21 protein-coding genes and 2 tRNA genes are annotated in these 23,232 nt (G+C 68.5%); 19 read left to right on the forward strand and 4 right to left on the reverse strand.

Going from position 1 to position 23,232, the window contains the following annotated elements; translation table 11 throughout:
* Positions 1-18 precede the first annotated feature (18 nt).
* From gatC to gatB, 4 genes are all read left to right on the forward strand, one after another.
* Positions 19-315, forward strand: coding sequence for an Asp-tRNA(Asn)/Glu-tRNA(Gln) amidotransferase subunit GatC (gene gatC / locus QE449_RS09620; RefSeq protein ID WP_027507021.1), 297 nt, complete (start codon positions 19-21; stop codon positions 313-315).
* Complete coding sequence (gene gatA / locus QE449_RS09625) at positions 315-1,811, forward strand: Asp-tRNA(Asn)/Glu-tRNA(Gln) amidotransferase subunit GatA (protein ID WP_037187049.1); 1,497 nt, start codon at positions 315-317, stop codon at positions 1,809-1,811. The genes gatC and gatA overlap by 1 nt, the downstream gene beginning before the upstream one ends.
* A 97-nt stretch (positions 1,812-1,908) precedes the next feature.
* Positions 1,909-2,940, forward strand: a complete 1,032-nt coding sequence (locus QE449_RS09630) for an ATP-dependent 6-phosphofructokinase (protein ID WP_027507019.1) — start codon at positions 1,909-1,911, stop codon at positions 2,938-2,940.
* Between the two features lie 44 nt (positions 2,941-2,984).
* A complete protein-coding gene (gene gatB / locus QE449_RS09635) occupies positions 2,985-4,502 on the forward strand; it encodes an Asp-tRNA(Asn)/Glu-tRNA(Gln) amidotransferase subunit GatB (RefSeq protein ID WP_056445465.1) in 1,518 nt (505 codons plus the stop codon).
* Between the two features lie 20 nt (positions 4,503-4,522).
* Here the strand turns inward: gatB and QE449_RS09640 are convergent, their stop codons facing one another.
* A complete protein-coding gene (locus tag QE449_RS09640) occupies positions 4,523-5,665 on the reverse strand; it encodes a PQQ-dependent sugar dehydrogenase (RefSeq protein ID WP_307108713.1) in 1,143 nt (380 codons plus the stop codon).
* Positions 5,666-5,729: 64 nt separating this feature from the next.
* Here QE449_RS09640 and QE449_RS09645 point away from each other — a divergent pair, with 64 nt between their 5' ends.
* Positions 5,730-6,557: a DoxX family protein gene (locus tag QE449_RS09645; protein ID WP_307108714.1), complete on the forward strand. Its 828-nt coding sequence runs from the start codon at positions 5,730-5,732 to the stop codon at positions 6,555-6,557.
* Positions 6,558-6,626: 69 nt separating this feature from the next.
* On the opposite strand, the gene QE449_RS09650 is transcribed toward QE449_RS09645, so the two are convergent.
* Positions 6,627-7,118 carry a PH domain-containing protein gene (locus QE449_RS09650; RefSeq protein WP_162246770.1) on the reverse strand — a complete coding sequence of 164 codons (492 nt, stop codon included), beginning with the start codon at positions 7,116-7,118 and terminating at the stop codon, positions 6,627-6,629.
* A gap of 274 nt (positions 7,119-7,392) precedes the next feature.
* Here QE449_RS09650 and QE449_RS09655 point away from each other — a divergent pair, with 274 nt between their 5' ends.
* From QE449_RS09655 to QE449_RS09675, 5 genes are all read left to right on the forward strand, one after another.
* A complete protein-coding gene (locus QE449_RS09655; protein ID WP_051613648.1) occupies positions 7,393-9,321 on the forward strand; it encodes an acetolactate synthase large subunit in 1,929 nt (642 codons plus the stop codon).
* Positions 9,318-9,821 (forward strand): acetolactate synthase small subunit, encoded by a 504-nt coding sequence (gene ilvN, locus QE449_RS09660; protein ID WP_027507015.1) that lies wholly within the window; start codon positions 9,318-9,320, stop codon positions 9,819-9,821. The genes QE449_RS09655 and ilvN overlap by 4 nt, the downstream gene beginning before the upstream one ends.
* A gap of 79 nt (positions 9,822-9,900) precedes the next feature.
* On the forward strand, positions 9,901-10,902 hold the full coding sequence (ilvC, locus tag QE449_RS09665; protein WP_027507014.1) for a ketol-acid reductoisomerase: 1,002 nt from the start codon (positions 9,901-9,903) through the stop codon (positions 10,900-10,902).
* Between the two features lie 147 nt (positions 10,903-11,049).
* A complete protein-coding gene (gene serA, locus QE449_RS09670) occupies positions 11,050-12,645 on the forward strand; it encodes a phosphoglycerate dehydrogenase (protein ID WP_307108715.1) in 1,596 nt (531 codons plus the stop codon).
* A gap of 26 nt (positions 12,646-12,671) precedes the next feature.
* Positions 12,672-13,685, forward strand: a complete 1,014-nt coding sequence (locus tag QE449_RS09675) for a 3-isopropylmalate dehydrogenase (protein ID WP_027507012.1) — start codon at positions 12,672-12,674, stop codon at positions 13,683-13,685.
* On the opposite strand, the gene QE449_RS09680 is transcribed toward QE449_RS09675, so the two are convergent.
* On the reverse strand, positions 13,674-14,879 hold the full coding sequence (locus QE449_RS09680) for an MFS transporter (protein WP_197027854.1): 1,206 nt from the start codon (positions 14,877-14,879) through the stop codon (positions 13,674-13,676). The two genes, QE449_RS09675 and QE449_RS09680, sit on opposite strands and share 12 nt — an antisense overlap.
* Before the next feature lie 131 nt (positions 14,880-15,010).
* Between QE449_RS09680 and QE449_RS09685 the strand changes: the two genes are divergently transcribed.
* The 6 genes from QE449_RS09685 to QE449_RS09710 all read left to right on the forward strand — a co-directional run bounded on the left by QE449_RS09685 (position 15,011) and on the right by QE449_RS09710 (position 19,449).
* Positions 15,011-15,781, forward strand: coding sequence for a fumarylacetoacetate hydrolase family protein (locus QE449_RS09685; protein ID WP_027507010.1), 771 nt, complete (start codon positions 15,011-15,013; stop codon positions 15,779-15,781).
* Positions 15,778-17,262, forward strand: a complete 1,485-nt coding sequence (gene gltX, locus QE449_RS09690; protein ID WP_027507009.1) for a glutamate--tRNA ligase — start codon at positions 15,778-15,780, stop codon at positions 17,260-17,262. Before QE449_RS09685 ends, gltX begins: the two co-directional genes overlap by 4 nt.
* Positions 17,263-17,298: 36 nt before the next feature.
* Positions 17,299-18,285 (forward strand): YihY/virulence factor BrkB family protein, encoded by a 987-nt coding sequence (locus tag QE449_RS09695; protein WP_037187043.1) that lies wholly within the window; start codon positions 17,299-17,301, stop codon positions 18,283-18,285.
* A gap of 87 nt (positions 18,286-18,372) precedes the next feature.
* A tRNA-Gln gene (locus QE449_RS09700) sits at positions 18,373-18,444 on the forward strand.
* A gap of 83 nt (positions 18,445-18,527) precedes the next feature.
* Positions 18,528-18,600, forward strand: a tRNA-Glu gene (locus tag QE449_RS09705).
* Positions 18,601-18,708: 108 nt separating this feature from the next.
* Positions 18,709-19,449 (forward strand): glycosyltransferase family 2 protein, encoded by a 741-nt coding sequence (locus QE449_RS09710; protein ID WP_222630698.1) that lies wholly within the window; start codon positions 18,709-18,711, stop codon positions 19,447-19,449.
* Positions 19,450-19,469: 20 nt separating this feature from the next.
* Here QE449_RS09710 and QE449_RS09715 read toward each other — a convergent pair whose 3' ends face one another.
* The gene (locus QE449_RS09715; protein WP_027507006.1) at positions 19,470-20,171 is read right to left on the reverse strand and encodes an IclR family transcriptional regulator; all 702 of its coding nucleotides are present in this window, start codon (positions 20,169-20,171) and stop codon (positions 19,470-19,472) included.
* 61 nt (positions 20,172-20,232) lie between these two features.
* On the opposite strand from QE449_RS09715, the gene leuC reads away from it, so the two are divergent.
* The 3 genes from leuC (at position 20,233) to QE449_RS09730 (ending at position 23,187) form a co-directional block, all read left to right on the forward strand.
* Positions 20,233-21,651: a 3-isopropylmalate dehydratase large subunit gene (leuC, locus tag QE449_RS09720; RefSeq protein WP_307108716.1), complete on the forward strand. Its 1,419-nt coding sequence runs from the start codon at positions 20,233-20,235 to the stop codon at positions 21,649-21,651.
* 54 nt (positions 21,652-21,705) lie between these two features.
* Positions 21,706-22,314 carry a 3-isopropylmalate dehydratase small subunit gene (gene leuD, locus QE449_RS09725; RefSeq protein ID WP_027507004.1) on the forward strand — a complete coding sequence of 203 codons (609 nt, stop codon included), beginning with the start codon at positions 21,706-21,708 and terminating at the stop codon, positions 22,312-22,314.
* 162 nt (positions 22,315-22,476) lie between these two features.
* The gene (locus tag QE449_RS09730; RefSeq protein WP_027507003.1) at positions 22,477-23,187 is read left to right on the forward strand and encodes an HU family DNA-binding protein; all 711 of its coding nucleotides are present in this window, start codon (positions 22,477-22,479) and stop codon (positions 23,185-23,187) included.
* Positions 23,188-23,232 lie beyond the last annotated feature (45 nt).

Raw genomic sequence — 23,232 nt, forward strand, 5'->3', positions numbered from 1 at the left:
GAAGGGGGCCTGACGGACGTGTCTGCCATATCCCGCGACGAGGTCGCCCACCTCGCACGACTGTCCCGGCTCGCGCTCGAGGAGCACGAACTCGATGCGTTCGCCGGTCAGCTCGACGCCATTCTGGGCCACGTGAAGGCGGTGTCGGAGGTCGACGTCTCGGACGTCGACGCCACCGCGAGTCCGCTCGCTGTGACCAACGTCACCCGGCCAGACGTCATCGTCCCGGGTCTCGGCCCGGACAGTGCCCTCGCCGAGGCGCCCGCGTCCGAACAGAGCCGCTTCGCGGTGCCGCGCATCCTGGGAGAAGAGTGATGACCGCCGCCGAGCAGACCGATCTGATCCGGTCCACCGCGTCCGACCTGGCCGCGAAGATCCGTACCCGCGAGGTCTCCGCCGTGGAGGTCACTCGCGCCCACCTCGATCGCATCGCCGAGGTCGACGGAACGCTGCACGCCTTCCTGCACGTCGCGGGGGACGAGGCAATCGCCGCCGCCCAGCGCGTCGACGACGCGTTGGACGCGGGTGAGACGCCCGCGTCGGAGTTGGCCGGCGTCCCGTTGGCGCTGAAGGACGTGTTCACCACCACGGACATGCCCACCACCGCCGGCTCGAAGATCCTCGAGGGATGGGTCTCACCGTACGACGCCACGGTCACCGCGAGGCTGCGTGCCGCGGGAATCCCGTTGCTGGGCAAGACCAACATGGACGAGTTCGCGATGGGGTCGTCCACCGAGAACAGCGCGTACGGACCGACCCTCAACCCGTGGGACACCACTCGGGTGCCGGGCGGTTCGGGCGGCGGTTCGGCCGCGGCGCTCGCGTCGTTCCAGGCACCGTTGGCCATCGGTACGGACACCGGTGGCTCGATCCGGCAACCGGCCGCCGTCACCGGAACCGTCGGGTGCAAGCCGACGTACGGCGGCGTCTCCCGGTACGGGCTCATCGCCTGCGCCTCCTCCCTGGATCAGGGCGGTCCCTGCGGGCGGACGGTGCTCGACACCGCGCTGCTGCACCAGGTCATCGCCGGACACGACCCCCGCGACTCGACGTCGGTCGACGCGGCGGTGCCGGACGTCGTCGCGGCCGCGCGCCGCGGCGCGGGTGGAGATCTGACGGGCGTGCGCGTCGGCGTCGTCAAGGAACTGCACTCGGACGCCTATCAGCCGGGGGTCATCTCCTCCTTCGACGCCGCCGTCGAGGTGCTCACCTCGCTGGGCGCCGAGGTGGTGGAGGTGTCATGCCCCAACTTCGATCACGCCCTCGCCGCGTACTACCTCATCCTCCCGTCGGAGGTGTCGTCCAACCTCGCCCGCTTCGACGCGATGCGCTACGGACTGCGGGTCGGTGACGACGGAACGCACAGTGCCGATCAGGTCATGGCGATGTCGCGTGCCGCCGGCTTCGGCCCGGAGGTCAAGCGTCGCATCATGATCGGGACGTACGCGCTGTCCGCAGGCTACTACGACGCGTACTACGGCCAGGCTCTGAAGATCCGGACGCTCATCGCCCGGGACTTCGATCGAGCCTACGAGAAGGTGGACGTCCTGGTGTCGCCCACCACCCCGTCGACGGCGTTCGCGCTGGGCGAGAAGGTCGACGACCCCATCGCCATGTACCTGTACGACCTCTGCACCCTGCCGACCAACCTGGCCGGTCACCCGGCCATGTCGGTGCCGTCCGGTCTCGCGGACGGTCTCCCGGTCGGGCTGCAGATCATGGCTCCGGCGATGGCGGACGATCGCCTCTACCGGGTCGGTGCGGCGTACGAAGCCGCACGGGGAGAGTTTCCCCAGCCGTCCGCGATCTGATCCGACCGTGCCTCCGCGCGCCGGAGGTAGCAAGATGGTGACGAGCATCGTGCGCGGCGACCCCGCGTCGACACCCGCGAACGAGAGGCACCGACCCATGCGTATCGGAGTACTGACCGGCGGCGGCGACTGCCCGGGACTCAACGCGGTCATCAGGGCCGTCGTACGCACGGCCGACGCCCGCTACGGGTCGTCGGTGGTCGGCTTCCTCGACGGCTGGCGCGGCCTGCTCGAGGACCGTCGTATCCAACTGCGCAACGACGATCGCAACGATCGACTGCTCACCAAGGGCGGCACCATCCTGGGGACCGCACGCGTCAATCCCGAGAAGCTGCGGGCAGGGCTCGACCAGATCAAGCAGACGATGGACGACAACGGCATCGACGTGCTCATCCCCATCGGCGGCGAGGGCACGTTGACCGCCGGACACTGGCTGTCGCAGGAGGGCGTGCCGGTCATCGGGGTTCCCAAGACCATCGACAACGACATCGACTGCACCGACGTCACGTTCGGTTTCGACACGGCACTCACCATCGCCACCGACGCGATCGATCGGCTGCACAGCACCGCCGAGTCCCACCAGCGCGTCATGCTCGTCGAGGTGATGGGGCGGCACGCCGGCTGGATCGCGCTGCACTCCGGCCTCGCGTCCGGCGCCCACATGACACTGATCCCCGAGCAGCCCTTCGACGTCCAGGAGGTGTGCGATCTGGTGAAGAAGCGGTTCCAGCGCGGGGACTCCCACTTCATCTGCGTCGTCGCCGAGGGAGCGACGCCCAAGGAGGGGTCGATGGAGATCCGCGACGGAGGAATCGACGAGTTCGGCCACGTCCGGTTCACCGGTGTCGCACAGCAATTGGGCGTCGAGATCGAACGCCGCATCAACAAGGAGGTCCGCACCACGGTGCTGGGCCACGTACAGCGCGGCGGCAAGCCCACTCCGTACGACCGCGTCCTCGCCACCCGTTTCGGCGTCAACGCCGTCGACGCCGTGCATGCGGGGGAGAAAGGCAAGATGGTCTCCCTCCAGGGCGCCGAGATCGGCCTGGTGGACCTCGAGGAGGCCGTCCGCCAGCTCAAGCGGGTTCCCGAGAGTCGCTACCTGGACGCGGCCGCCTTCTTCGGCTGACGCCGAGGGGGTTCGGCCCACCGGTCCGCAGTAAACTCGGCACCATGACTGCTGCCACCTCATCGCACTCGACGAGCCTGATGGACTACGACGAGGTGATCTCCCGGTACGACCCCGTGCTGGGCATGGAGGTGCACGTCGAGCTCGGTACCGCCACCAAGATGTTCTGTGGATGCCCCACCGAGTTCGGTGCCGAGCCCAACACCCAGGTGTGCCCTGTGTGCCTCGGCCTGCCGGGTGCGCTCCCGGTGGTCAACGCGGCTGCCGTCGAGTCCGCCATCCGGATCGGCCTCGCGCTGAACTGCTCGATCACGCCGTGGGGTCGGTTCGCGCGGAAGAACTACTTCTACCCGGACCAGCCGAAGAACTACCAGATCTCGCAGTACGACGAGCCGATCGCCACCGAGGGCTATCTCGACGTGGTGCTCGACGACGGGTCCACGTGGCGGGTCGACATCGAGCGCGCCCACATGGAGGAGGACACCGGCAAGTCGTTGCACGTCGGCGGCGCCACCGGTCGCATCGACGGAGCGAGTCACTCACTGCTGGACTACAACCGGGCCGGTGTGCCTCTCGTCGAGATCGTCACCAAGACCATCGAGGGCGCCGGCGACCGCGCGCCCGAGGTGGCCCGCGCCTACGTCACCGCGCTGCGGGAACTGATCCGCGAGCTCGGCGTGTCCGACGTGCGGATGGACCAGGGCTCGCTCCGGTGCGATGCCAACGTCTCGCTGATGGAGAAGGGCGCCACCGAGTTCGGCACCCGGACCGAGACCAAGAACGTCAACTCCCTCAAGAGCGTCGAGGTCGCCGTCCGCTACGAGATGCGCCGTCAGGCAGCAGTTCTCGCGGAGGGCGGCGAGATCGTGCAGGAGACGCGGCACTTCCAGGAGGCCGACGGCAGCACGGCGCCCGGTCGCAAGAAAGAGACCGCGGAGGACTACCGCTACTTCCCGGAGCCCGATCTCGAGCCGGTCGCCCCGGACGCGGCCTGGGTCGAGGAACTGCGCGCCACCATTCCCGAGGCGCCGTGGATCACCCGCTCTCGCATCCAGAAGGAGTGGGGCTGGTCCGATCTCGTCATGCGCGACGTCGTCAACGCCGATGCGCTCGGCCTCATCACGGCGACCGTCGACGCCGGTGCGACACCCGACGCCGCCCGCAGCTGGTGGGTGGCGTACCTGTCGCAGCAGGCCAACACCCGCGGCGTCGACCTCGCGGACCTGGCGATCACCCCGGTTCAGGTGGCCCGCGTCGCCGCGCTGGTCGCCGACCGCACACTCACCAACGCCAACGCCCGCAAGGTGGTCGACGGTGTCCTCGATGGTGAGGGTGACCCCGACGCCGTCGTCGAGGCACGCGGACTCGCTGTCGTGCAAGACGATTCGGCGCTCGAGACGGCCGTGTCCGAGGCGCTCGCGGCCAACCCCTCCGTCGCGGAGAAGATCCGCGGCGGCAAGGTGCAGGCCGCCGGCGCCATCGTCGGTGCCGTCATGAAGGCGACCAAGGGCCAGGCCGACCCCGCGCGAGTCAAGGAACTCGTCATCGCCGCCTGCAGCTAGAACGACCTCCGGCCTTCCCGCTAGTCGCTCCCGCCGCCGCCGGCCGGCACCGGCACGATGACCACTCGGTCGTCCGTCGGCCCCGGCTGGCCGCCGTCCTTGTTCACGGTGGTCACCCACACCTGGCCCTGAGCGCCGAGCGACGCACCACGCAGGCGGCCGTACCGGTCCTGTGCGGTGAGGGCCGGCGGCGTCGTCACCGCGTTGGTGTCCGGGTCCACGGGAACCAGTGCCAGCGCACGGGCCCCGGACATCGACACGGCCACCGAGCCGGGTGCGGCCGCGCATCCGCCGACGCCCGGCTTGTCCGGCCACGTCCACACGGGACTGACGACGGCACCCTCGGGCGTGATGCGGGAGAGCCGGTCCTCGGTGGCCGTCGCATCGGTCACCCAGGTGCTGCCCGTGGCGTCGATGCAGACGTCGCCGGCGCGGCCGATGCCGCTCATGACGACGCGGGGAGCCGAGGTGGAGTCGACACGCGGGTCGGTGACGGCCAGAACCTTGCCTGCGAGCGACGCCGGGTTCGCCGCAGCGGCGGGATCGCCCCCGTCGCCGGTGATCACCCGGAGTTCGTCGGGTGACGAGAAATCGAGGGCACCCGAGCTGGTGGTCCCGCGGGGGATGCCGGCGAGCACGGTCTTCGGGACGTCTCCCGCCGCGATGCGCACCACGCGGTTGTCGGTCGCCGTCGTGATGTACGCGTAGAGGAGGCGGTCCTCGTCGTAGGTGGGGGACAGCGTGATGTCGAGCAGTCCGCCGTCGCCGTCGCCGTCGACCGGGACGGTCACGACGGGTCGGGGCGCCTGGCCCGGAGCCACCTGGAAGATGGTGCCGGTGCGACGCTCGCCGACCAGGGCCGATGCCCCGCCGGGGAGGACGACGAGGCCGGACAGGGTGTCGAGACAGGTCGCGACCACGTTGGGATCCGGATCCACGCAGGGGCCGGTGGCCGGCGACGGCGCGGGCGGCGTGCTGGAACCCGGCGCTCCCGGCTCCACCGGTTCGATGTCGGCAGCGCCGAACGTGGGTTCGGGGGAGAACTCCGTCGAGGCGGAGTCGTCGAAGCGTGCGCATCCCGCGGAGGCCGTGACGATCGCCATCACCGCCGCGCCGAGCACGAACGATCGCCGGGCCGCGCGCCGAGTCCCACCCACTGTCATGAGATCCCACGGTACGGGTCGCGCCTGCGCCGGGAACGGGCCCGCCGCATCTACGCTGAAGCACGTGAGTGAGAAGTCCGATGACACAGGCCGTTCCCCGTCCGGTTACGAGCCGGCGGCGAGTCCCTACGACCAGCCGACCGAGCGGATAGGCGGGGGCAGCGGAGCACAGCTCCCGCGCACCGACGACGAACTCGACGCCGACCGGTCGCGTACCGCGCATCCCACCGAGAAGCTCACCGGCTACCCCGGTGACACGACGGCGGCGGGTCGCACCGAACCGGCCTACGACGACAGCGCGACGCGCGCGATCCCGGTGGCAGGAACCGATCGCACGGCGACCCCGGCCGAGGTGCGGCCCGAGGTGGTCCCGGAGCGTCGCGGCACGCTCGATCTCGGACTGCTGATCCTGCGCGTGAGCGTCGGCGCGATCGTGCTTGTGCACGGTCTGCAGAAGCTCACGGGATGGTTCGACGGTCCCGGGCTCTCGGGCTTCCAGGAGATCGTCGCCGGGTCCGGCTACGACCAGGCACGTCTGCTGTCCATTCTCGGTGCGGTCGGCGAGGTCGCCGGCGGTGCGCTGCTGATCCTCGGCCTGGCCACGCCTCTCGCGGGTGCCGCAGTCCTCGCCGTCATGATCAACGCCTGGCTCGTGCGTCAGGTCGGCGAGCCGGGGTTGCAGTTCTTCGCCCCTGCAGGTGTCGAGTACGAGACGCTGCTGGTGCTGGCGTCGGCGTCCATCATCCTCACGGGCCCCGGACGGATCGCCGTGGACGGCGGACGTGGATGGGCGCGCCGCCCCTTCATCGGGTCGTTCCTCGCGTTGGCCATCGGCATCGGCGGTGCTGCAGCGCTGTGGATCTTCCTGAACGGCGCCGACCCCTTCGCCTGATCCGTGCGTCACCGTCCACAACTCGGCCGGATCGACGGGATTCCGTCGATCCGGCCGAGTTGTGGTCGTTCAGGCCCGCGGTTCGGCCTCGTCCTGCTCGACGGCGGACTCGGCCTCGACCGGCTCGTCCTGAGCGGGCTCCTCGACCGGCGACGGATCCGGCACCGCGCCGCCGCTCGCCGCGGACAGAAGCGGGAGCTTGTCGACGGTCACGCCCGGCATCCGGACGGTCGAGCCGTCCTCGAGGGTCGCCTTGCCCCACCCGAGCTTCGGGAACAGCAGTCCCGTCACGGACGACCACGGCACCGTGGTGGAACGGAACGCCCGGCGCGAGACGAACCGCTCCGGAGTGACGGTGGTCCGGACGCGGATGATCCAGTACCCCAGCAGGACCGGGAGCGCGAGCATCCACCCGAAGAGCTCCGGCGCCCCGACCACGGGGAACGTGACCCCGAACAGGAACAGCGCCACGCCGGACAGCGCCAGGGCCGGGATGCGGAACACCGTGGGGGCCGCGGGGGAGGCGTCGGAAGTGGGGCTCTCGGTATGGGAGACTGTCACCGGTGGTTCGGACTGCTGCGAAGACGACACCCCTCCATCTTCGCACTGCGTAACGCCATCCCACATAATGGGACAACGAGTTCGGTAAGTTTGACTGGCACCGCATCACGCGCCTAACGTCACACGCGTGAAGCGTGAAGAGTTCCTCGTAATCGGCAGGCGCGTCGTCGCCTGAGCCGAAACGTCTTCACGCTCAGCCACGACGCGCCACCCTCGTACAGCATCTGCTGGCGAGGGTTTTTTCTTGCCCGGATGAAGTTCTAAGGAAGCACCAGTGAGCGCACCCACCGCCCGGCCCGGCCCGGCACCACGCAAGGCTCCGCCCGCCGCCGATCGTCCCACTCCGTCCGCGACGCCGCAGCGTCGTCCCCTCGCGCCCGAGCGCGTGACCGGAGCGAAGTCCGTCGTCCGCGCACTCGAGGAGCTCGAGGTCGACGTCGTCTTCGGCATTCCCGGTGGAGCCGTACTTCCCGTCTACGATCCGCTGCTCGACTCGGCGAAGGTCCGGCACGTGCTGGTGCGACACGAGCAGGGTGCCGGCCACGCCGCCACCGGCTACGCGCAGGCCACCGGCCGCGTCGGCGTGTGCATCGCGACGTCCGGTCCCGGCGCCACCAACCTGGTGACGCCGCTGGCCGATGCGCAGATGGACTCCGTCCCGGTCGTCGCCATCACCGGACAGGTCGGCCGCGCGCTGATCGGTACCGACGCCTTCCAGGAAGCCGACATCTCGGGCATCACGATGCCCGTCACCAAGCACAACTTCCTCATCACCGACCCGCTCGACATCCCGCGCATGATCGCCGAGGCCTTCTACCTGGCGTCCTCCGGACGACCGGGCGCGGTGCTCGTCGACATCCCGAAGGACGTCCTGCAGGCGCAGACCACCTTCTCGTGGCCGCCGGAGATGAAGCTGCCGGGCTACCGCCCGGTGACGAAGCCGCACGGCAAGCAGGTGCGTGAGGCCGCGCGGCTCATCGCGGCAGCGAAGAAGCCGGTGCTGTACTGCGGCGGCGGCATCATCAAGTCGAACTCGTCGCCCGAGCTCCTCGAGCTGGCGGAGCTCACCGGCATCCCCGTCGTGACGACACTGATGGCGCGGGGCGTCTTCCCGGACAGCCACGACCTGAACCTCGGCATGCCCGGCATGCACGGAACGGTCGCCGCGGTCGCCGCACTGCAGAAGAGCGATCTGCTCATCACGCTCGGCGCTCGTTTCGACGACCGCGTGACCGGGCAGCTCGACTCGTTCGCCCCCGAGGCGAAGGTGGTCCACGCCGACATCGATCCCGCCGAGATCGGCAAGAACCGGTTCGCCGACGTGCCGATCGTGGGTGACTGCCGCGAGGTCATCGTCGAGCTGATCGAGGCGATCCGCGCGGACCAGGCCACCGGCACCGCGCTGGATCTCGCCGACTGGTGGACCTACCTCGACAACGTGCGGCGCACCTACCCGCTGAGCTACGACCGTCCGTCGGACGGTGCGATGTCGCCCGAGTTCGTGATCCAGTCGATCGGCAAGTTCGCCGGACCCGACGCGATCTACTGCGCCGGGGTCGGACAGCACCAGATGTGGGCCGCTCAGTTCATCAGTTACGAGAAGCCGCGGACGTGGCTCAACTCGGGCGGACTCGGCACGATGGGTTACGCGGTCCCGGCCGCGATGGGCGCCAAGATGGGTCTGCCCGACACCGAGGTCTGGGCCATCGACGGTGACGGCTGCTTCCAGATGACCAACCAGGAGCTCGCGACCTGTGCGGTCGAGGGCATCCCGATCAAGGTCGCCGTCATCAACAACGGCAACCTCGGCATGGTGCGGCAGTGGCAGACGCTCTTCTACGAGGAGCGCTACTCCAACACCGAGCTCGGCACGCACGGCGCCGTCCGCATCCCCGACTTCCTCAAGCTCGCCGAGGCGCTGGGATGCGTCGGACTGCGGTGCGAGCGCGAGGAGGACGTCGACGCGGTGATCGCGCAGGCGCGTGCGATCAACGATCGCCCGGTCGTCATCGACTTCATCGTCGGCAAGGACGCCCAGGTGTGGCCCATGGTCGCTGCGGGCACCGGCAACTCCGAGATCATGGCCGCCCGCGGCATCCGTCCTCTGTTCGACAACGACGAGGAAGCGGCGCAGGAGCCCGGCTCGGTCGGCGACGTCACCGAGGCGGCCCAGGGCGCGAATTCGAAAGGCATCGACCTGTGAGCACCAGTCACACCCTGAGCGTGCTCGTCGAGGACAAGCCGGGCGTGCTCGCACGCGTGGCGTCGCTGTTCTCGCGCCGCGGATTCAACATCGCCTCCCTCGCGGTGGGCGGCACCGAGGTTCCCGAGATCTCGCGCATGACCATCGTCGTCACGGTCGACGAGTTCCCGCTCGAGCAGGTGACGAAGCAGCTGAACAAGCTCGTCAACGTCATCAAGATCGTCGAGCAGGAAGCCGATTCGTCGGTCGCCCGTGAGCTCGTGCTCATCAAGGTCCGCGCCGACGCGAGCGTGCGGAGCGAGGTCATCGAGACGGTGAACCTGTTCCGCGCCAAGGTCATCGACGTCTCGCCGGAGGCAGTCACCGTCGAGGCGACCGGTACCCGCTCGAAGCTCGAGGCGTTGCTCCGGATGCTCGACCCGTACGGTGTTCGCGAGATCGTCCAGTCCGGCGTCGTCGCGGTGGGTCGTGGACCGAAGTCCATCACCGCGTCCCGCTAGTCACCCAACCCAGTAGTTTCGATTACCCGGTCACATGCGACCGGGACAGATGTAGGAGGAAACCACAGTGGCAGTCGAGATGTTCTACGACGACGATGCCGATCTCTCGATCATCCAGGGCCGCAAGGTCGCTGTGATCGGATACGGAAGCCAGGGCCATGCGCACTCGCTCAGCCTGCGCGACTCGGGCGTCGACGTCCGTATCGGTCTGAAGGAAGGCTCCAAGTCGCGTGACAAGGCTGCCGAGCAGGGCCTCGGCGTGGGCACGCCGGCGGAGGTCTCCGAGTGGGCCGACGTCATCATGCTGCTCGCTCCGGACACCGCCCAGGCGCAGATCTTCAAGGACGACATCGAGCCCAACCTCAAGGACGGCGACGCGCTGTTCTTCGGCCACGGCCTGAACATCCACTTCAAGCTCATCGAGGCCCCGGCCAACATCACCGTCGGCATGGTCGCCCCCAAGGGACCCGGCCACCTCGTGCGCCGTCAGTTCGTCGACGGCAAGGGTGTTCCCGCCCTCATCGCCGTCGACCAGGATCCGAAGGGTGAGGGCCAGGCTCTCGCGCTGTCCTACGCCCGCGGCATCGGCGGCACGCGTGCCGGAGTCATCAAGACCACGTTCAAGGAAGAGACCGAGACCGACCTCTTCGGTGAGCAGGCCGTGCTGTGCGGCGGTACCGAGGAGCTGGTGAAGACCGGCTTCGAGGTCATGGTCGAGGCCGGCTACGCGCCCGAGATGGCGTACTTCGAGGTGCTGCACGAGCTCAAGCTCATCGTCGACCTCATGTACGAGGGCGGCATCGCGCGCATGAACTACTCGGTGTCCGACACCGCGGAGTTCGGTGGCTACCTCTCCGGGCCGCGCGTCATCGACGCCGGCACCAAGGAGCGCATGAAGGCGATCCTGGCCGACATCCAGTCGGGCGAGTTCACCAAGCGCCTCGTGGCCAACGTCGAGAACGGCAACACCGAGCTCGAGGGCCTGCGCAAGCAGAACGCCGAGCACCCCATCGAGGTCACCGGCAAGAAGCTGCGCGACCTCATGAGCTGGGTCGACCGTCCCATCACCGAGACGGCCTGACTCTCGCATTCCTGACACGGGGCACCCGCGGTCGAGTTCCTCGACCTCGGGTGCCCTGCGTCGGGTCGCGGCTCGGCCACTAGGCTGACGCCCGCACGAATCCGGAACCACACCTCTTCTCCGTCACCTGATCAGGGAGTTCTCCACGTGAGCCAGCCAGGCCGCCCCGTCGTCCTCATCGCCGACAAACTTGCGCAGTCCACCGTCGAGGCTCTCGGCGACGGAGTCGAGGTCCGGTGGGTGGACGGTCCGGATCGTCCGGCCCTCCTCGCCGCGGTCCCCGATGCCGACGCCATCCTGGTCCGCTCCGCGACCACGGTCGATGCCGAGGTGCTCGCTGCCGGTACCAAGCTCAAGATCGTCGCCCGCGCCGGCGTCGGCCTGGACAACGTCGACGTCCCCGCAGCCACCGAGCGCGGCGTGCTCGTCGTCAACGCCCCCACGTCCAACATCCACACCGCCGCCGAGCACGCGGTGACGCTCCTGCTCTCGGCTGCTCGCCAGATCCCCGCCGCCGACGCCACACTGCGTCAGCACGAGTGGAAGCGCAGCAAGTTCAACGGCGTCGAGATCTTCGGCAAGACCGTCGGCGTGGTCGGGCTCGGCCGTATCGGTCAGCTCTTCGCGCAGCGTCTCGCCGCGTTCGAGACGCACATCATCGCGTACGACCCCTACGTCTCGCCGGCTCGTGCCGCGCAGCTCGGTATCGAGCTGGTCAGCCTCGACGAGCTTCTCGAGCGCGCCGACATGTTCTCCGTGCACCTGCCGAAGACCCCCGAGACGAAGGGTCTGATCGGCAAGGCGGCGCTCGCCCGGACCAAGAAGGGCGTCATCGTCGTCAACGCTGCCCGCGGTGGACTGGTCGACGAGCAGGCTCTCGCCGACGCGATCACCAGCGGCCACGTCTTCGCCGCGGGTATCGACGTCTACGCGAGCGAGCCCTGCACCGACAGCCCGCTGTTCGAGCTCCCGCAGGTCGTCGTCACCCCGCACCTCGGTGCCTCGACCACCGAGGCCCAGGACCGCGCCGGCACCGACGTCGCCAAGTCCGTCCTGCTCGCCCTCGCCGGCGAGTTCGTGCCCGACGCGGTGAACGTCTCCGGCGGTGCCGTCGGCGAGGAGGTCGCGCCGTGGCTCGACATCGTGCGCAAGCAGGGCGTCCTGCTGGGTGCCCTGTCGGACGAGCTCCCGACGTCGCTGTCCGTCGACGTGCGCGGTGAGCTGGCGTCCGAGGACGTCGACATCCTCAAGCTGTCGGCGCTGCGGGGACTGTTCTCCGCCGTCATCGAGGACGCGGTCACCTTCGTCAACGCACCGTCGCTCGCCGAGGAGCGTGGTGTCACGGCCGACGTGACCAAGGCCAGCGAGAGCCCCAACCACCGGAGCGTCGTCGACGTCCGTGCGGTCTACGGCGACGGGACCGTCGTCAACGTCGCGGGCACCCTCACCGGTCCCCAGCACGTGGAGAAGATCGTCAACATCAACGGCCGCAACTTCGATCTGCGCGCCGAGGGCAAGAACCTCATCGTGACGTACGACGACCGTCCCGGCTCGCTCGGACGCATCGGCACCGCCCTGGGCGACGCCGGTGTCGACATCGCCGCCGCGGCACTCAGTCAGGACGCGGAGGGCGGTGGCGCCACCATCCTGCTGCGCGTCGATCGTGATGTGGCGCAGGACGTTCGGGACGCCATCGCCGCCTCCGTGGGCGCGACGACCATCGAGCTGGTCGACCTGTCCTGATGTCGACGCCGAACGAGGGGACTTCGATGAAGCTGGGTGTCGTGGCCGGAGACGGCATCGGACCGGAGGTGGTGGCCGAGGCACTCAAGGTGCTCGAGGTGGTCGCGCCCGGTGCGGAGACCACGGAGTACGACCTGGGTGCACGGCGCTATCACGCGACGGGGGAGATCCTGCCGCCGTCGGTGCTCGAGGAGCTCCGCGGACACGACGCCATCCTGCTCGGCGCCATCGGTGATCCGTCGGTGCCCAGCGGTGTGCTCGAGCGCGGATTGTTGCTGACCGCACGATTCGCGCTGGATCACCACATCAACCTGCGCCCGTCCAAGCTGTACCCGGGTGTCGTCGGTCCGTTGGCGGGCAACAAGCCGGTCGACATCGTCGTCGTGCGGGAGGGCACCGAGGGCCCGTACACGGGCAACGGCGGCGCCATCCGCGTCGGCACTCCGCACGAGGTCGCCACCGAGGTCAGCCTCAACACGCGGTTCGGTGTGGAGCGCGTGGTCCGTGACGGCTTCGCGCGAGCGATGGGTCGTCGCAGGCACGTGACCCTGCTGCACAAGACGAACGTGCTGGGGTTCGCGGGATCGCTGTGGAAGCGGACGGTCGACGAGGTCGCCGCCGAGTTCCCCGACGTCGAGGTGGCGTACCAGCACATCGACGCGGCGACGATCCACCTGGTGACCGACCCGGGCCGCTTCGACGTGATCGTCACCGACAATCTCTTCGGCGACATCATCACCGATCTCGCGGCCGCGGTCGCCGGTGGTATCGGTCTGGCCGCGAGCGCGAACATCGATGCGACGCGGACGAATCCGAGCATGTTCGAGCCCGTGCACGGCAGTGCGCCGGACATCGCCGGCAAGGGAATCGCCGATCCGACGGCCGCCATCCTGTCGGTGTCGCTCCTCCTCGCACATCTCGGCGAGACCGAGGCGGCGGCGCGCGTCGAGTCCGCCGTCGCGCAGGACCTGGCGACGCGCACCGCCGGGGATCCGGGCACGACCGCGACGATCGGCGATCGGATCGCCTCACTGGTGTAGTCGGTCTCGCGCTTCTCGCGGAATGGTCGGTACCGCGAGAAGCGCGATCGCCGCGGACACCCCGAACGCCACCGCGTACGACGTATGCGTGATCAGGGCGCCGAACACCGGGGGGACCGCCGACGCGGCGATGAACTGACTGGTGTTCTGCGCGCCGAGTGCTCGCCCGCTCCAGAACGGGCCCGCCCGCTCGGCCACGGCGGTGAATGCGAGCCCGTTGGGTGACACCGTCGCCACCGACGCGACCACGAGTATCACCACCGATACCGCGAGGCCCGCGGCGTCCGCGATCGCCAGCGCGGCCATCACGGCCACGACGCCGACGGTGACCCACCGCATCGGTCCGAGTCTGCTGCCCACCCGGTCCGACACTGCGCCGGCGGCGATGCGTCCTCCCGCTCCGAGGATCTGCGAGACGGTGATCAGGACACCGGCGGCCTCCGGGGACCAGGCCCGTTGGTCCACGAGCCAGACGAGGGCGAACGTCCACACCACGTACTGCGGCACCACCAGCGCGACCGACGCACCGTGTATGCGCCAGAGATCGCGACGCCCGCGGTAGGGGTTGGCGAGGAGATCGGCACTCGAGGCGGCCGATCGGGAGGGCCGCGGCGGATCGAACACACCGACGAGGCAGGCGAGAGCGGAGAGGGCGGACGCGACCGCGGGAAGGAGCATCGCGGTCCCCACTCCGTGATCGCGGGCGATACCGGGAATCAGCAACGCGGACAGTGCGACTCCGAGAGGGAGTGACATCTGCCGGATGCCCATCGCCAGGCCGCGGCGGTGGGGAGGGAACCACCCCACCACCACGCGTCCGGTGGCGGAGTTCACGCTGGCGGCGGCCATGCCGCCGAGCAGCAGGAAGACGGCCAACGCCACCGTGGACTCCGTCGCGGAGGCGCAGAAGGCGGCCATCGACGTCAGCACGGAACCAGCGATCAGGGATCGCCGTTCGCCCACGCGGTCGACGACGGCGCCCCACGCGAACAGCGTCAGGACGATGCCGGCCGTCGGCATCGCCACGATCAGACCCGCCGACGCGAGCGAGAGTCCGCGCTGATCCCGAAGTGCGGGGATGAGGAAGGCGGCGCCGTTCAGAAGCAGTGCCGTGGAGGCCGTCGCGAGCATGCCGATCACGAGCATCGCCCACCGACCCGTCGTGGACGTGGTGTAGCGCTGGACGCGACTCATACCGGCTCCGTTCTCATTATGTGGGACAACATTCTCGCCTGTTGAACTCCCGGTCGCCGATGCTACCCCGTACGTGATCGTCGTTCGTCGCCCGCCGCTGTCCGCTCGACGCCGCTCGATAGACTTCCGCCATGCGTCTTGGTCGAGTAGCGAGTCCCGACGGTGTTGCATTCGTCGCCATCGAAGGCGACGGAGACGAGAGGACGGCGCGAGAGATCGCGGAACATCCCTTCGGCACACCCACCTTCACCGGCCGGAGCTGGTCCCTGGCCGATGTCCGCCTGCTGGCGCCCATTCTGGCCAGCAAGGTGATCTGCATCGGCAAGAACTACGCAGCGCACGCCGCGGAGATGGGCTCGGACGCACCCGAGGACCCGGTCATCTTCATCAAGCCCAACACGTCCATCGTCGGACCCGGTGCGAACATCGTGCGTCCGCCGACGTCGTCCGAGGTCCACTTCGAAGGTGAGCTCGCGGTGGTCATCGGACGTCCGTGCAAGGACGTCCCGGCAGCACGCGCTCTCGACGTGGTGCTCGGCTACACCGTTGCGAACGACGTCACGGCCCGCGACAACCAGCGCCACGACGGTCAGTGGACCCGCGCCAAGGGTTACGACACCTTCTGCCCACTCGGCCCGTGGATCGAGACCTCGCTCGACGCCTCGGATCTCGCTCTGACCACCACGGTGGACGGCGCGGTGAAGCAGAACAGCCGCACGTCGCTCCTGCTGCACGACGTGCCGAAGATCATCGAGTGGATCTCGTCGGTGATGACGCTGCTTCCCGGTGACGTCATCCTGACCGGCACCCCGGAAGGCGTGGGGCCGATCGTGGCGGGCGAGAGTGTGTCCGTCGAGATCGAGGGCATCGGCACGCTGACCAATCCGGTGGTGGACAAGTGACCGCCGCGAGCGTTCCCGCATCCGACGTCCGCGTCCGGTTCTGCCCGTCGCCCACCGGAACCCCGCACGTCGGGCTGGTGCGCACGGCGCTGTTCAACTGGGCGTTCGCCCGCCATCACGGCGGCGCGTTCGTGTTCCGCATCGAGGACACCGACGCGGCACGCGATTCCGAGGAGTCGTACCAGGCGCTGCTCGACGCACTGCGGTGGCTCGGACTCGACTGGGACGAGGGTCCCGAGGTCGGTGGGCCGTACGAGCCGTACCGACAGTCGTTGCGCCGCGATCAGCACCTCGCCGTGGTGCAGCAGCTCGTCGACGCGGGGGAGGCGTACGAGAGCTTCTCCACACCGGAGGAGGTGGAGGCGCGGCATCTCGCGGCCGGCCGGGATCCGAAGTTGGGCTTCGACAATCACGACCGCACGCTGACCGACGAGCAGCGGGAGGCCTTCCGCGCCGAGGGACGCAAGCCCGTCGTCCGGTTGCGTATGCCCGATCACGATCTGTCGTGGAACGACCTCGTGCGCGGCGAGACGACGTTCCGCGCCGGCACGGTCCCCGACTTCGCGCTCACCCGCGGCAACGGTGTCCCGCTGTACACATTGGTGAACCCCGTGGACGACGCGTTGATGAAGATCACGCACGTCCTGCGCGGTGAGGACCTGCTGTCCTCGACCCCGCGTCAGATCGCGCTGTACGAAGCCCTCGTGCGCATCGGTGTGGCAGAACGCATTCCGCAGTTCGGGCACCTCCCGTTCGTGATGGGGCAGGGCAACAAGAAGTTGTCGAAGCGCGACCCCGAGGCCGATCTCTTCCTGCACCGGGAGCGCGGGTTCGTCCCCGAAGGTCTGCTGAACTACCTGGCTCTCCTCGGGTGGGGATTCTCCGAGGACCGGGACGTGTTCTCGCTCGACGAGATGGTGGGTGCCTTCGACATCTCGACGGTCAACTCGAACCCGGCCCGCTTCGACCAGAAGAAGGCCGACGCCATCAACGCCGAACACATCCGATTGCTCGAGCCGGCCGACTTCGCCGCGCGCCTGCGGGCGTATCTCGAGACGCACGGCCATCCGATCGGGGTGTCGGACGCAGCGTTCGCCGAGGCCGCGGAACTGGTGCAGACGCGCATCGTCGTGCTGTCCGACGCCTGGGGACTGCTGAAGTTCCTGCTTGCCCCCGCCGACGAGTTCACGGTCGATCCGGCATCGGCAGCCAAGAATCTGGGCGCCGACGCGGCACCCGTTCTGGACGCGACGGTGAGCGCCGTCGAGGGCGCACCGGAGTGGACTGCGGAGGCCTTGGAGTCGGCTCTCAAGGTCGCGCTGATCGACGAGATGGAGCTGAAGCCGCGTAAGGCGTTCGCGCCGGTGCGCGTGGCGGTGACCGGTTCCCACATCAGCCCACCGCTGTACGAGTCGATGGTGCTGCTGGGCCGGGAGCTGACGCTGGCCCGGTTGCGGTCGGCCCGTGCGTCGATCGTCTGAGGTGACTCGGGGCAGTTCGGGCGAAAGGGTGCGGTGATGAGCTTCACCGATCGGATCGACAGATTTCAGCAGCGGCATCCCGCCATGGGATTCCCGTTGGCCGTGTTCTACAAGTTCTTCGACGACCAGGGTGGCTACCTGGCAGCGCTCATCGCCTACTTCGGTTTCATCTCGCTGTTCCCGTTGCTGCTGCTGTTCTCCACCGTCCTGGGCATCGTCCTGGCCGGTGATCCCGAACTGCAGCAACGGATCATCGATTCGGCCATGAGCCAGATCCCCTTGATCGGTGAACAACTCGGCCAACCGGAAGGGCTGAGCGGGGGGACCGGGGCCATCGTCATCGGTGTCCTGGGATCGCTCTACGGCGGCCTGGGTGTGGCGGTGGCCGCACAGAACGCGATGAACGTCGCCTGGTCCGTCCCGAAGAACGATCGCCCCGATCCCGTCCGGGCGCGGGTGCGCGGCTTCGGCCTGCTGCTGACCGTCGGGACGGCCGTCATCGGCGTCACGGTCCTGAACGGTTTCAACGCGGCGGGCTTCTTCGGCACGGTCGCACAGGTGCTCGTCACGATCGCGGCGATCGTGCTCAACACCGCCACGTTCGTCGTGGCGTTCCGGCTCGGGACCACGCGTGCGGTGAGCGTGCGAGACGTGCTTCCCGGAGCCGTCATCGGCGCGCTGCTGTGGCAGGCCCTGCAGTCCTTCGGTGGGCTGTACGTCCAACGCGTCGTCGGCGGTGCGGACACCACCAACGGTGTGTTCGCGATCGTCCTCGGGCTGCTCGCGTTCCTCTACATCTCCTCGCTGGTGTTGGTGCTGTGCATCGAGGTGAACGTCGTGCGGACCGACAGGTTGCACCCGCGCGCTCTGCTCACCCCGTTCACGGACAACGTCGAACTGACCGACGGTGATCGAGACGCGTACACGGCACAGGCGGAGGCGCAGCGAAGCAAGGGTTTCGAGGAGATCGAGGTCACCTTCGGCGAGCCCGACGGGTCGCAGTCGACCGACTCGGCCCGCTGACCAGCCGATTTGGTGAATGCGGGATGGTGTTTGGTAGTGTTCTCCACGGCTCGAAACGGCCCGGAGAACGCGGCCGGACCAGGCCATTGGGGTATGGTGTAATTGGCAACACAGCGGTTTCTGGTACCGCCATTCTAGGTTCGAGTCCTGGTACCCCAGCAGAGAAACACCCGATTTCGTCGGATGCTCTCGGCCGGTTATGCTCTTCCGGTTGCTCCACCTGATTCACAGATGAAGATCCTGGCCCCGTCGTCTAGCGGCCTAGGACGCCGCCCTCTCAAGGCGGTAGCGCGGGTTCGAATCCCGTCGGGGCTACAACATTCGAGGACCACCGCGATGCGGTGGTCCTCGAATCGTTTCCGGGGAAGCCGTGCCCTCACGCTCCGGTGGTGAGGCCGTGTCGGTGTGTCGTAGGTTCACTGGGTGTCCTCACTACTCATCGCTGTTCCCGTCTACGGCCAGATCGACTACACCCACGCTGTGGTCCAGGATCTGCGGCGCGAGAACGCCACCTTCGTGATCATCGACAACCGCGGTGACTACGTCCCGCTCGCCGACGAGCGCGTCGTCACGCCCGGCCGCAATCTCGGCTGGGCCGGCGGATCGAACCTCGGGTTCCGCATCGCCTTCAGCGACGGCCACACCCATGCGATGACGCTGAACAACGACACGCGATTGTCCCGCGGGTTCCTCGACGCGGTGACCGACCCGCAACTGCCGACCGATGCAGGCATCGTCGTGCCCGTCTACGACGACGCGTACGGCCACCGAGACATGAAGACGACATACTCCGGGCCGGCCGAGGACTACGTTCCGGTCGACCGGTACCGCAAGTGCTACGCCGTGGACGGAACCGCCATGACCATCACCAAGGACACCTGGCTTGCGCTCGGCGGATACGACGAACGCAATTTCGGGTCCACGGGGTGGGGTGCGGACGTCGACTTCTGCATCCGTGCTGCAGCAGAGGGATTCGGCAGTTATGTCACCGAGCGCGCGTTCATCAACCACTTCGGCCGAGCAACGGCCATCGCGATGATGGGGAACCGCAAGTACCTCGCCAAGTCCGCGGTGGGCATGGTGGGCGGTGTGCTGCGCCTGCACCGGGGCAACGTGAGGAACTGGCTGTCCACGCCGCAGCCGACGGTGCACGAGTTCCGGTAGCCCGGCAGAGACGCTCCGCCTCAGAGGCGTTTCTGCACGGCGTCCGCGGCCGCGAGAAGGTCGGCGGCCCAGCGCGCTCCGGGGCGGCGCCCCATGCGGTCGATCGGGCCGGACACGGAGATCGCGGCGACCACGCGGTCGTCGCGTCCGCGGATCGGTGCGGCGACGCTGGCGACGCCGGGCTCGCGCTCGGCGGCGCTCTGCGCCCAGCCGCGCTTGCGTACCTCGGCCAGCACTCGCTCACCGAAGGCTGCGTCGGGGAGGACGCTGCGCTGTAGTGCGGGGTCGGCCCATGCCAACAGCACCTTGGCGCCGGAGCCGGCGGTGAGGGGGAGGCGGGCGCCGACGAGCACGGTGTCGCGCAGCCCGGTGGGAGGTTCCATGGAGGCCACGCACACGCGCACCGTGCCGTCGATGCGGTAGACCTGCACGCTCTCCCCGGTGATCTCGCGCAGCCGTGGGAGCACCGTGGCCGCGGCGTCGAGAAGGGGGTCCTCGGCGGTGTGCGCGAGTTCGGCGAGCGCCGGCCCCGGTCGCCACAGTCCGTCGGCGTCGCGGCTCAGCATGCGGTGCGTCTCGAGTCCGATGGCGAGCCGATGCGCGGTGGCGCGGGGGAGCCCGGTGGCGGAACACAGGTCGGCGAGGCTGCACGGTTCGAGTGACGCAGCCTGCAGAACGCTCATTGCTTTGTCCAGAACGCCGATGCCGCTATGCTGTCCCATGTAGCGATACTAGCGTCTCACAACGTGAGATGGTGATCGTCGTCGGTCGAAAGGTGGAGTCATGGCAGCGAAGACCCTGGCGGAGAAGGTCTGGGATCAGCACGTCGTCGTTCGCGGCGGTGGTGAGGGTGACGCGACCAAGCCGGATCTCGTCTACATCGATCTCCACCTCGTGCACGAGGTCACCAGCCCGCAGGCGTTCGACGGACTGCGTCTGGCCGGTCGGCCAGTGCGACGGCCCGATCTGACGATCGCGACGGAGGACCACAACGTCCCGACGGTCGACATCGACCAGCCGATCGCGGATCTCGTCTCCCGGACGCAGGTGGACACCCTGCGGCGCAACTGCGAGAGGTTCGGCATCCGCCTGCACTCGATGGGCGACATCGAGCAGGGCATCGTGCACATCATCGGGCCCCAGCTCGGTCTGACGCAGCCGGGAACCACTGTCGTGTGCGGGGACAGCCACACCTCGACGCACGGCGCGTTCGGCGCCCTCGCGATGGGCATCGGCACCAGTGAGGTCGAGCACGTGCTGGCGACCCAGACACTGTCGTTGCGCCCCTTCAAGACCATGTCGGTCACGGTGGACGGCGAGCTCGGTGACGACGTCGGCAGCAAGGACCTGATCCTGGCGGTCATCGCACAGATCGGTACGGGCGGTGGGCAGGGCTACGTCATCGAGTACCGCGGCGAGGCCATCCGGAAGATGTCGATGGAAGCGCGGATGACCATCTGCAACATGTCCATCGAGGCGGGCGCGCGCGCGGGCATGATCGCCCCCGACGAGATCACGTTCGAGTACATCAAGGGTCGGCCGCACGCTCCCTCCGGTGAGCTGTGGGAGCAGGCCGTCGCCGACTGGTCGACGCTCGTCACCGACGACGGTGCCGTCTTCGACAAGGAAGTGCGGATCGACGGGTCGGCGCTGACTCCGTTCGTCACCTGGGGCACCAACCCCGGTCAGGGCGCCCCCCTCAGTGCGTCGGTACCCGATCCGGCCGAGATCCTCGACGAGGGCGAGAGTCAGTCCGCCGAGAAGGCGCTCACCTACATGGGTCTCGAGCCGGGCACGCCGTTGCGCGACATCGCGGTCGACACCGTCTTCCTGGGGTCCTGCACCAACGGTCGGATCGAGGATCTCCGTGTGGCAGCGAAGATCTTGGACGGCCGTACCGTTGCCGACGGTGTGCGGATGCTCGTCGTTCCCGGCTCGATGCGCGTGCGCGCACAGGCCGAGGACGAGGGACTGGGCGCGATCTTCACTGCCGCAGGGGCGGAATGGCGCCAGGCGGGGTGCTCGATGTGTCTCGGCATGAATCCCGATCAGCTCGCTCCGGGTGAGCGATCGGCCTCGACGTCGAACCGCAACTTCGAAGGGCGCCAGGGCAAGGGCGGCCGTACGCACCTCGTCTCACCGGCCGTCGCCGCCGCCACCGCGGTGCGTGGACGGTTGTCGGCTCCCGCCGATCTCGGCTGAGTCGACCGAGAATCCGTCCGCCCCGTCCCTCGTACGCCCCGTCAGGAGCTCGTCATGGAATCGTTCACCACGCACACCGGAATCGGTGTCCCGCTGCGCCGCAGCAACGTCGACACCGACCAGATCATCCCCGCCGTGTACCTCAAGCGCGTGACCCGAACGGGTTTCGAGGACGGGCTCTTCGCGGGGTGGCGCACCGATCCCGGTTTCGTCCTCAACACCCCGCCGTTCGACAAGGGTTCGGTTCTCGTCGCCGGACCCGATTTCGGCACCGGGTCCTCTCGGGAGCACGCCGTGTGGGCACTCTCGGACTACGGATTCCGGGCCGTGATCGCGTCCAGATTCGCCGACATCTTCCGCGGAAACGCCGGAAAGGCGGGTCTGCTGGCCGCCGTTGTCGAGCAATCGGATGTGGAACTGCTGTGGAAATTGCTCGACGAGCGCCCCGGGACGGAACTCACCGTCGACCTCGAGACGAAGACGATCAGCGCCGGAACACTGGTGGTGCGCTTCGATATTGACGACTACACGAGGTGGCGTCTGCTGGAGGGGCTGGACGACGTCGCGCTGACGTTGCGCCAGGTAGAGGCCATTTCCGAGTTCGAGAAGTCGCGTCCGGAATGGAAGCCGAAGACACTTCCGGCGCCCGATCAGGCTCGGTGATTCCGGGCCGAAAAGGTCCTTCCCGCGACACTCATTGTGGCTGCGACGATTACAGCCGAACAGACTGTTTTGGCGTGGCTCGTGGACTCGTGCGCATTTCCGGTTTACCGTGGTACTCAGTCGGTCCGACGACGGGCCAATCAGTATGCGGAGGAATCACCGATGAACAAGGCAGAACTGATCGACGCCCTGACCGAGAAGACAGGCGCGGATCGCCGGAGCGCCACGGACGCTGTCGAGAACATCGTCGACATCATCGTGCGCGCCGTGCACCGCGGCGAGTCGGTCACCATCACCGGCTTCGGTGTCTTCGAGCAGCGTCGCCGTGCGGCCCGCGTCGCTCGTAACCCGCGCACCGGCGAGACCGTCAAGGTCAAGCCGACGTCCGTTCCCGCGTTCCGTCCCGGTGCTCAGTTCAAGGCCGTCATCGCCGGTGGCCAGAAGCTGTCCGCCACGGGCCCCGCCGTGAAGCGTGGCGCCTCCGCAGCCCCCGCGAAGAAGACTGCGGCAGCGAAGAAGACGGCAGCGGCGAAGAAGACCGCGGCCAAGGCTCCCGCGAAGGCGGCGACCAAGGCTCCCGCCAAGACGGCGGCGAAGAAGACCACGGCCACCAAGGCACCGGCCAAGACGGCGGCGAAGAAGACCACGGCCACCAAGGCACCGGCCAAGACGGCGGCCAAGAAGACCACCGCCACCAAGGCACCCGCCAAGACGGCAGCCAAGAAGACCACCACGGCCGCCGCGAAGAAGACCACGGCGACGAAGGCACCGGCCAAGACCGCAGCCAAGAAGACCACCCCGGCCAAGAAGGCCGCGCCCGCGAAGAAGGCGCCCGCCAAGAAGGCGCCGGCGAAACGTACTGCACGCAAGTAACGTTCCCGTTCGGCACGAAGGAGCCCCGGACCATCGGTCCGGGGC

This window comes from Rhodococcus sp. SORGH_AS_0303, from assembly GCF_030819335.1.
Taxonomy (GTDB): domain Bacteria; phylum Actinomycetota; class Actinomycetes; order Mycobacteriales; family Mycobacteriaceae; genus Rhodococcoides.

Coding starts and splice junctions, on each gene's coding strand:
- gatA (WP_037187049.1), top strand. CDS start 315: ATGACCGCCGCCGAGCAGACCGATCTGATCCGGTCCACCGCGTCCGAC.
- QE449_RS09630 (WP_027507019.1), top strand. CDS start 1,909: ATGCGTATCGGAGTACTGACCGGCGGCGGCGACTGCCCGGGACTCAAC.
- gatB (WP_056445465.1), top strand. CDS start 2,985: ATGACTGCTGCCACCTCATCGCACTCGACGAGCCTGATGGACTACGAC.
- QE449_RS09640 (WP_307108713.1), bottom strand. CDS start 5,665: ATGACAGTGGGTGGGACTCGGCGCGCGGCCCGGCGATCGTTCGTGCTC.
- ilvC (WP_027507014.1), top strand. CDS start 9,901: ATGTTCTACGACGACGATGCCGATCTCTCGATCATCCAGGGCCGCAAG.
- QE449_RS09675 (WP_027507012.1), top strand. CDS start 12,672: ATGAAGCTGGGTGTCGTGGCCGGAGACGGCATCGGACCGGAGGTGGTG.
- QE449_RS09680 (WP_197027854.1), bottom strand. CDS start 14,879: ATGAGTCGCGTCCAGCGCTACACCACGTCCACGACGGGTCGGTGGGCG.
- QE449_RS09685 (WP_027507010.1), top strand. CDS start 15,011: ATGCGTCTTGGTCGAGTAGCGAGTCCCGACGGTGTTGCATTCGTCGCC.
- QE449_RS09695 (WP_037187043.1), top strand. CDS start 17,299: ATGAGCTTCACCGATCGGATCGACAGATTTCAGCAGCGGCATCCCGCC.
- QE449_RS09715 (WP_027507006.1), bottom strand. CDS start 20,171: ATGGGACAGCATAGCGGCATCGGCGTTCTGGACAAAGCAATGAGCGTT.
- leuC (WP_307108716.1), top strand. CDS start 20,233: ATGGCAGCGAAGACCCTGGCGGAGAAGGTCTGGGATCAGCACGTCGTC.
- leuD (WP_027507004.1), top strand. CDS start 21,706: ATGGAATCGTTCACCACGCACACCGGAATCGGTGTCCCGCTGCGCCGC.
- QE449_RS09730 (WP_027507003.1), top strand. CDS start 22,477: ATGAACAAGGCAGAACTGATCGACGCCCTGACCGAGAAGACAGGCGCG.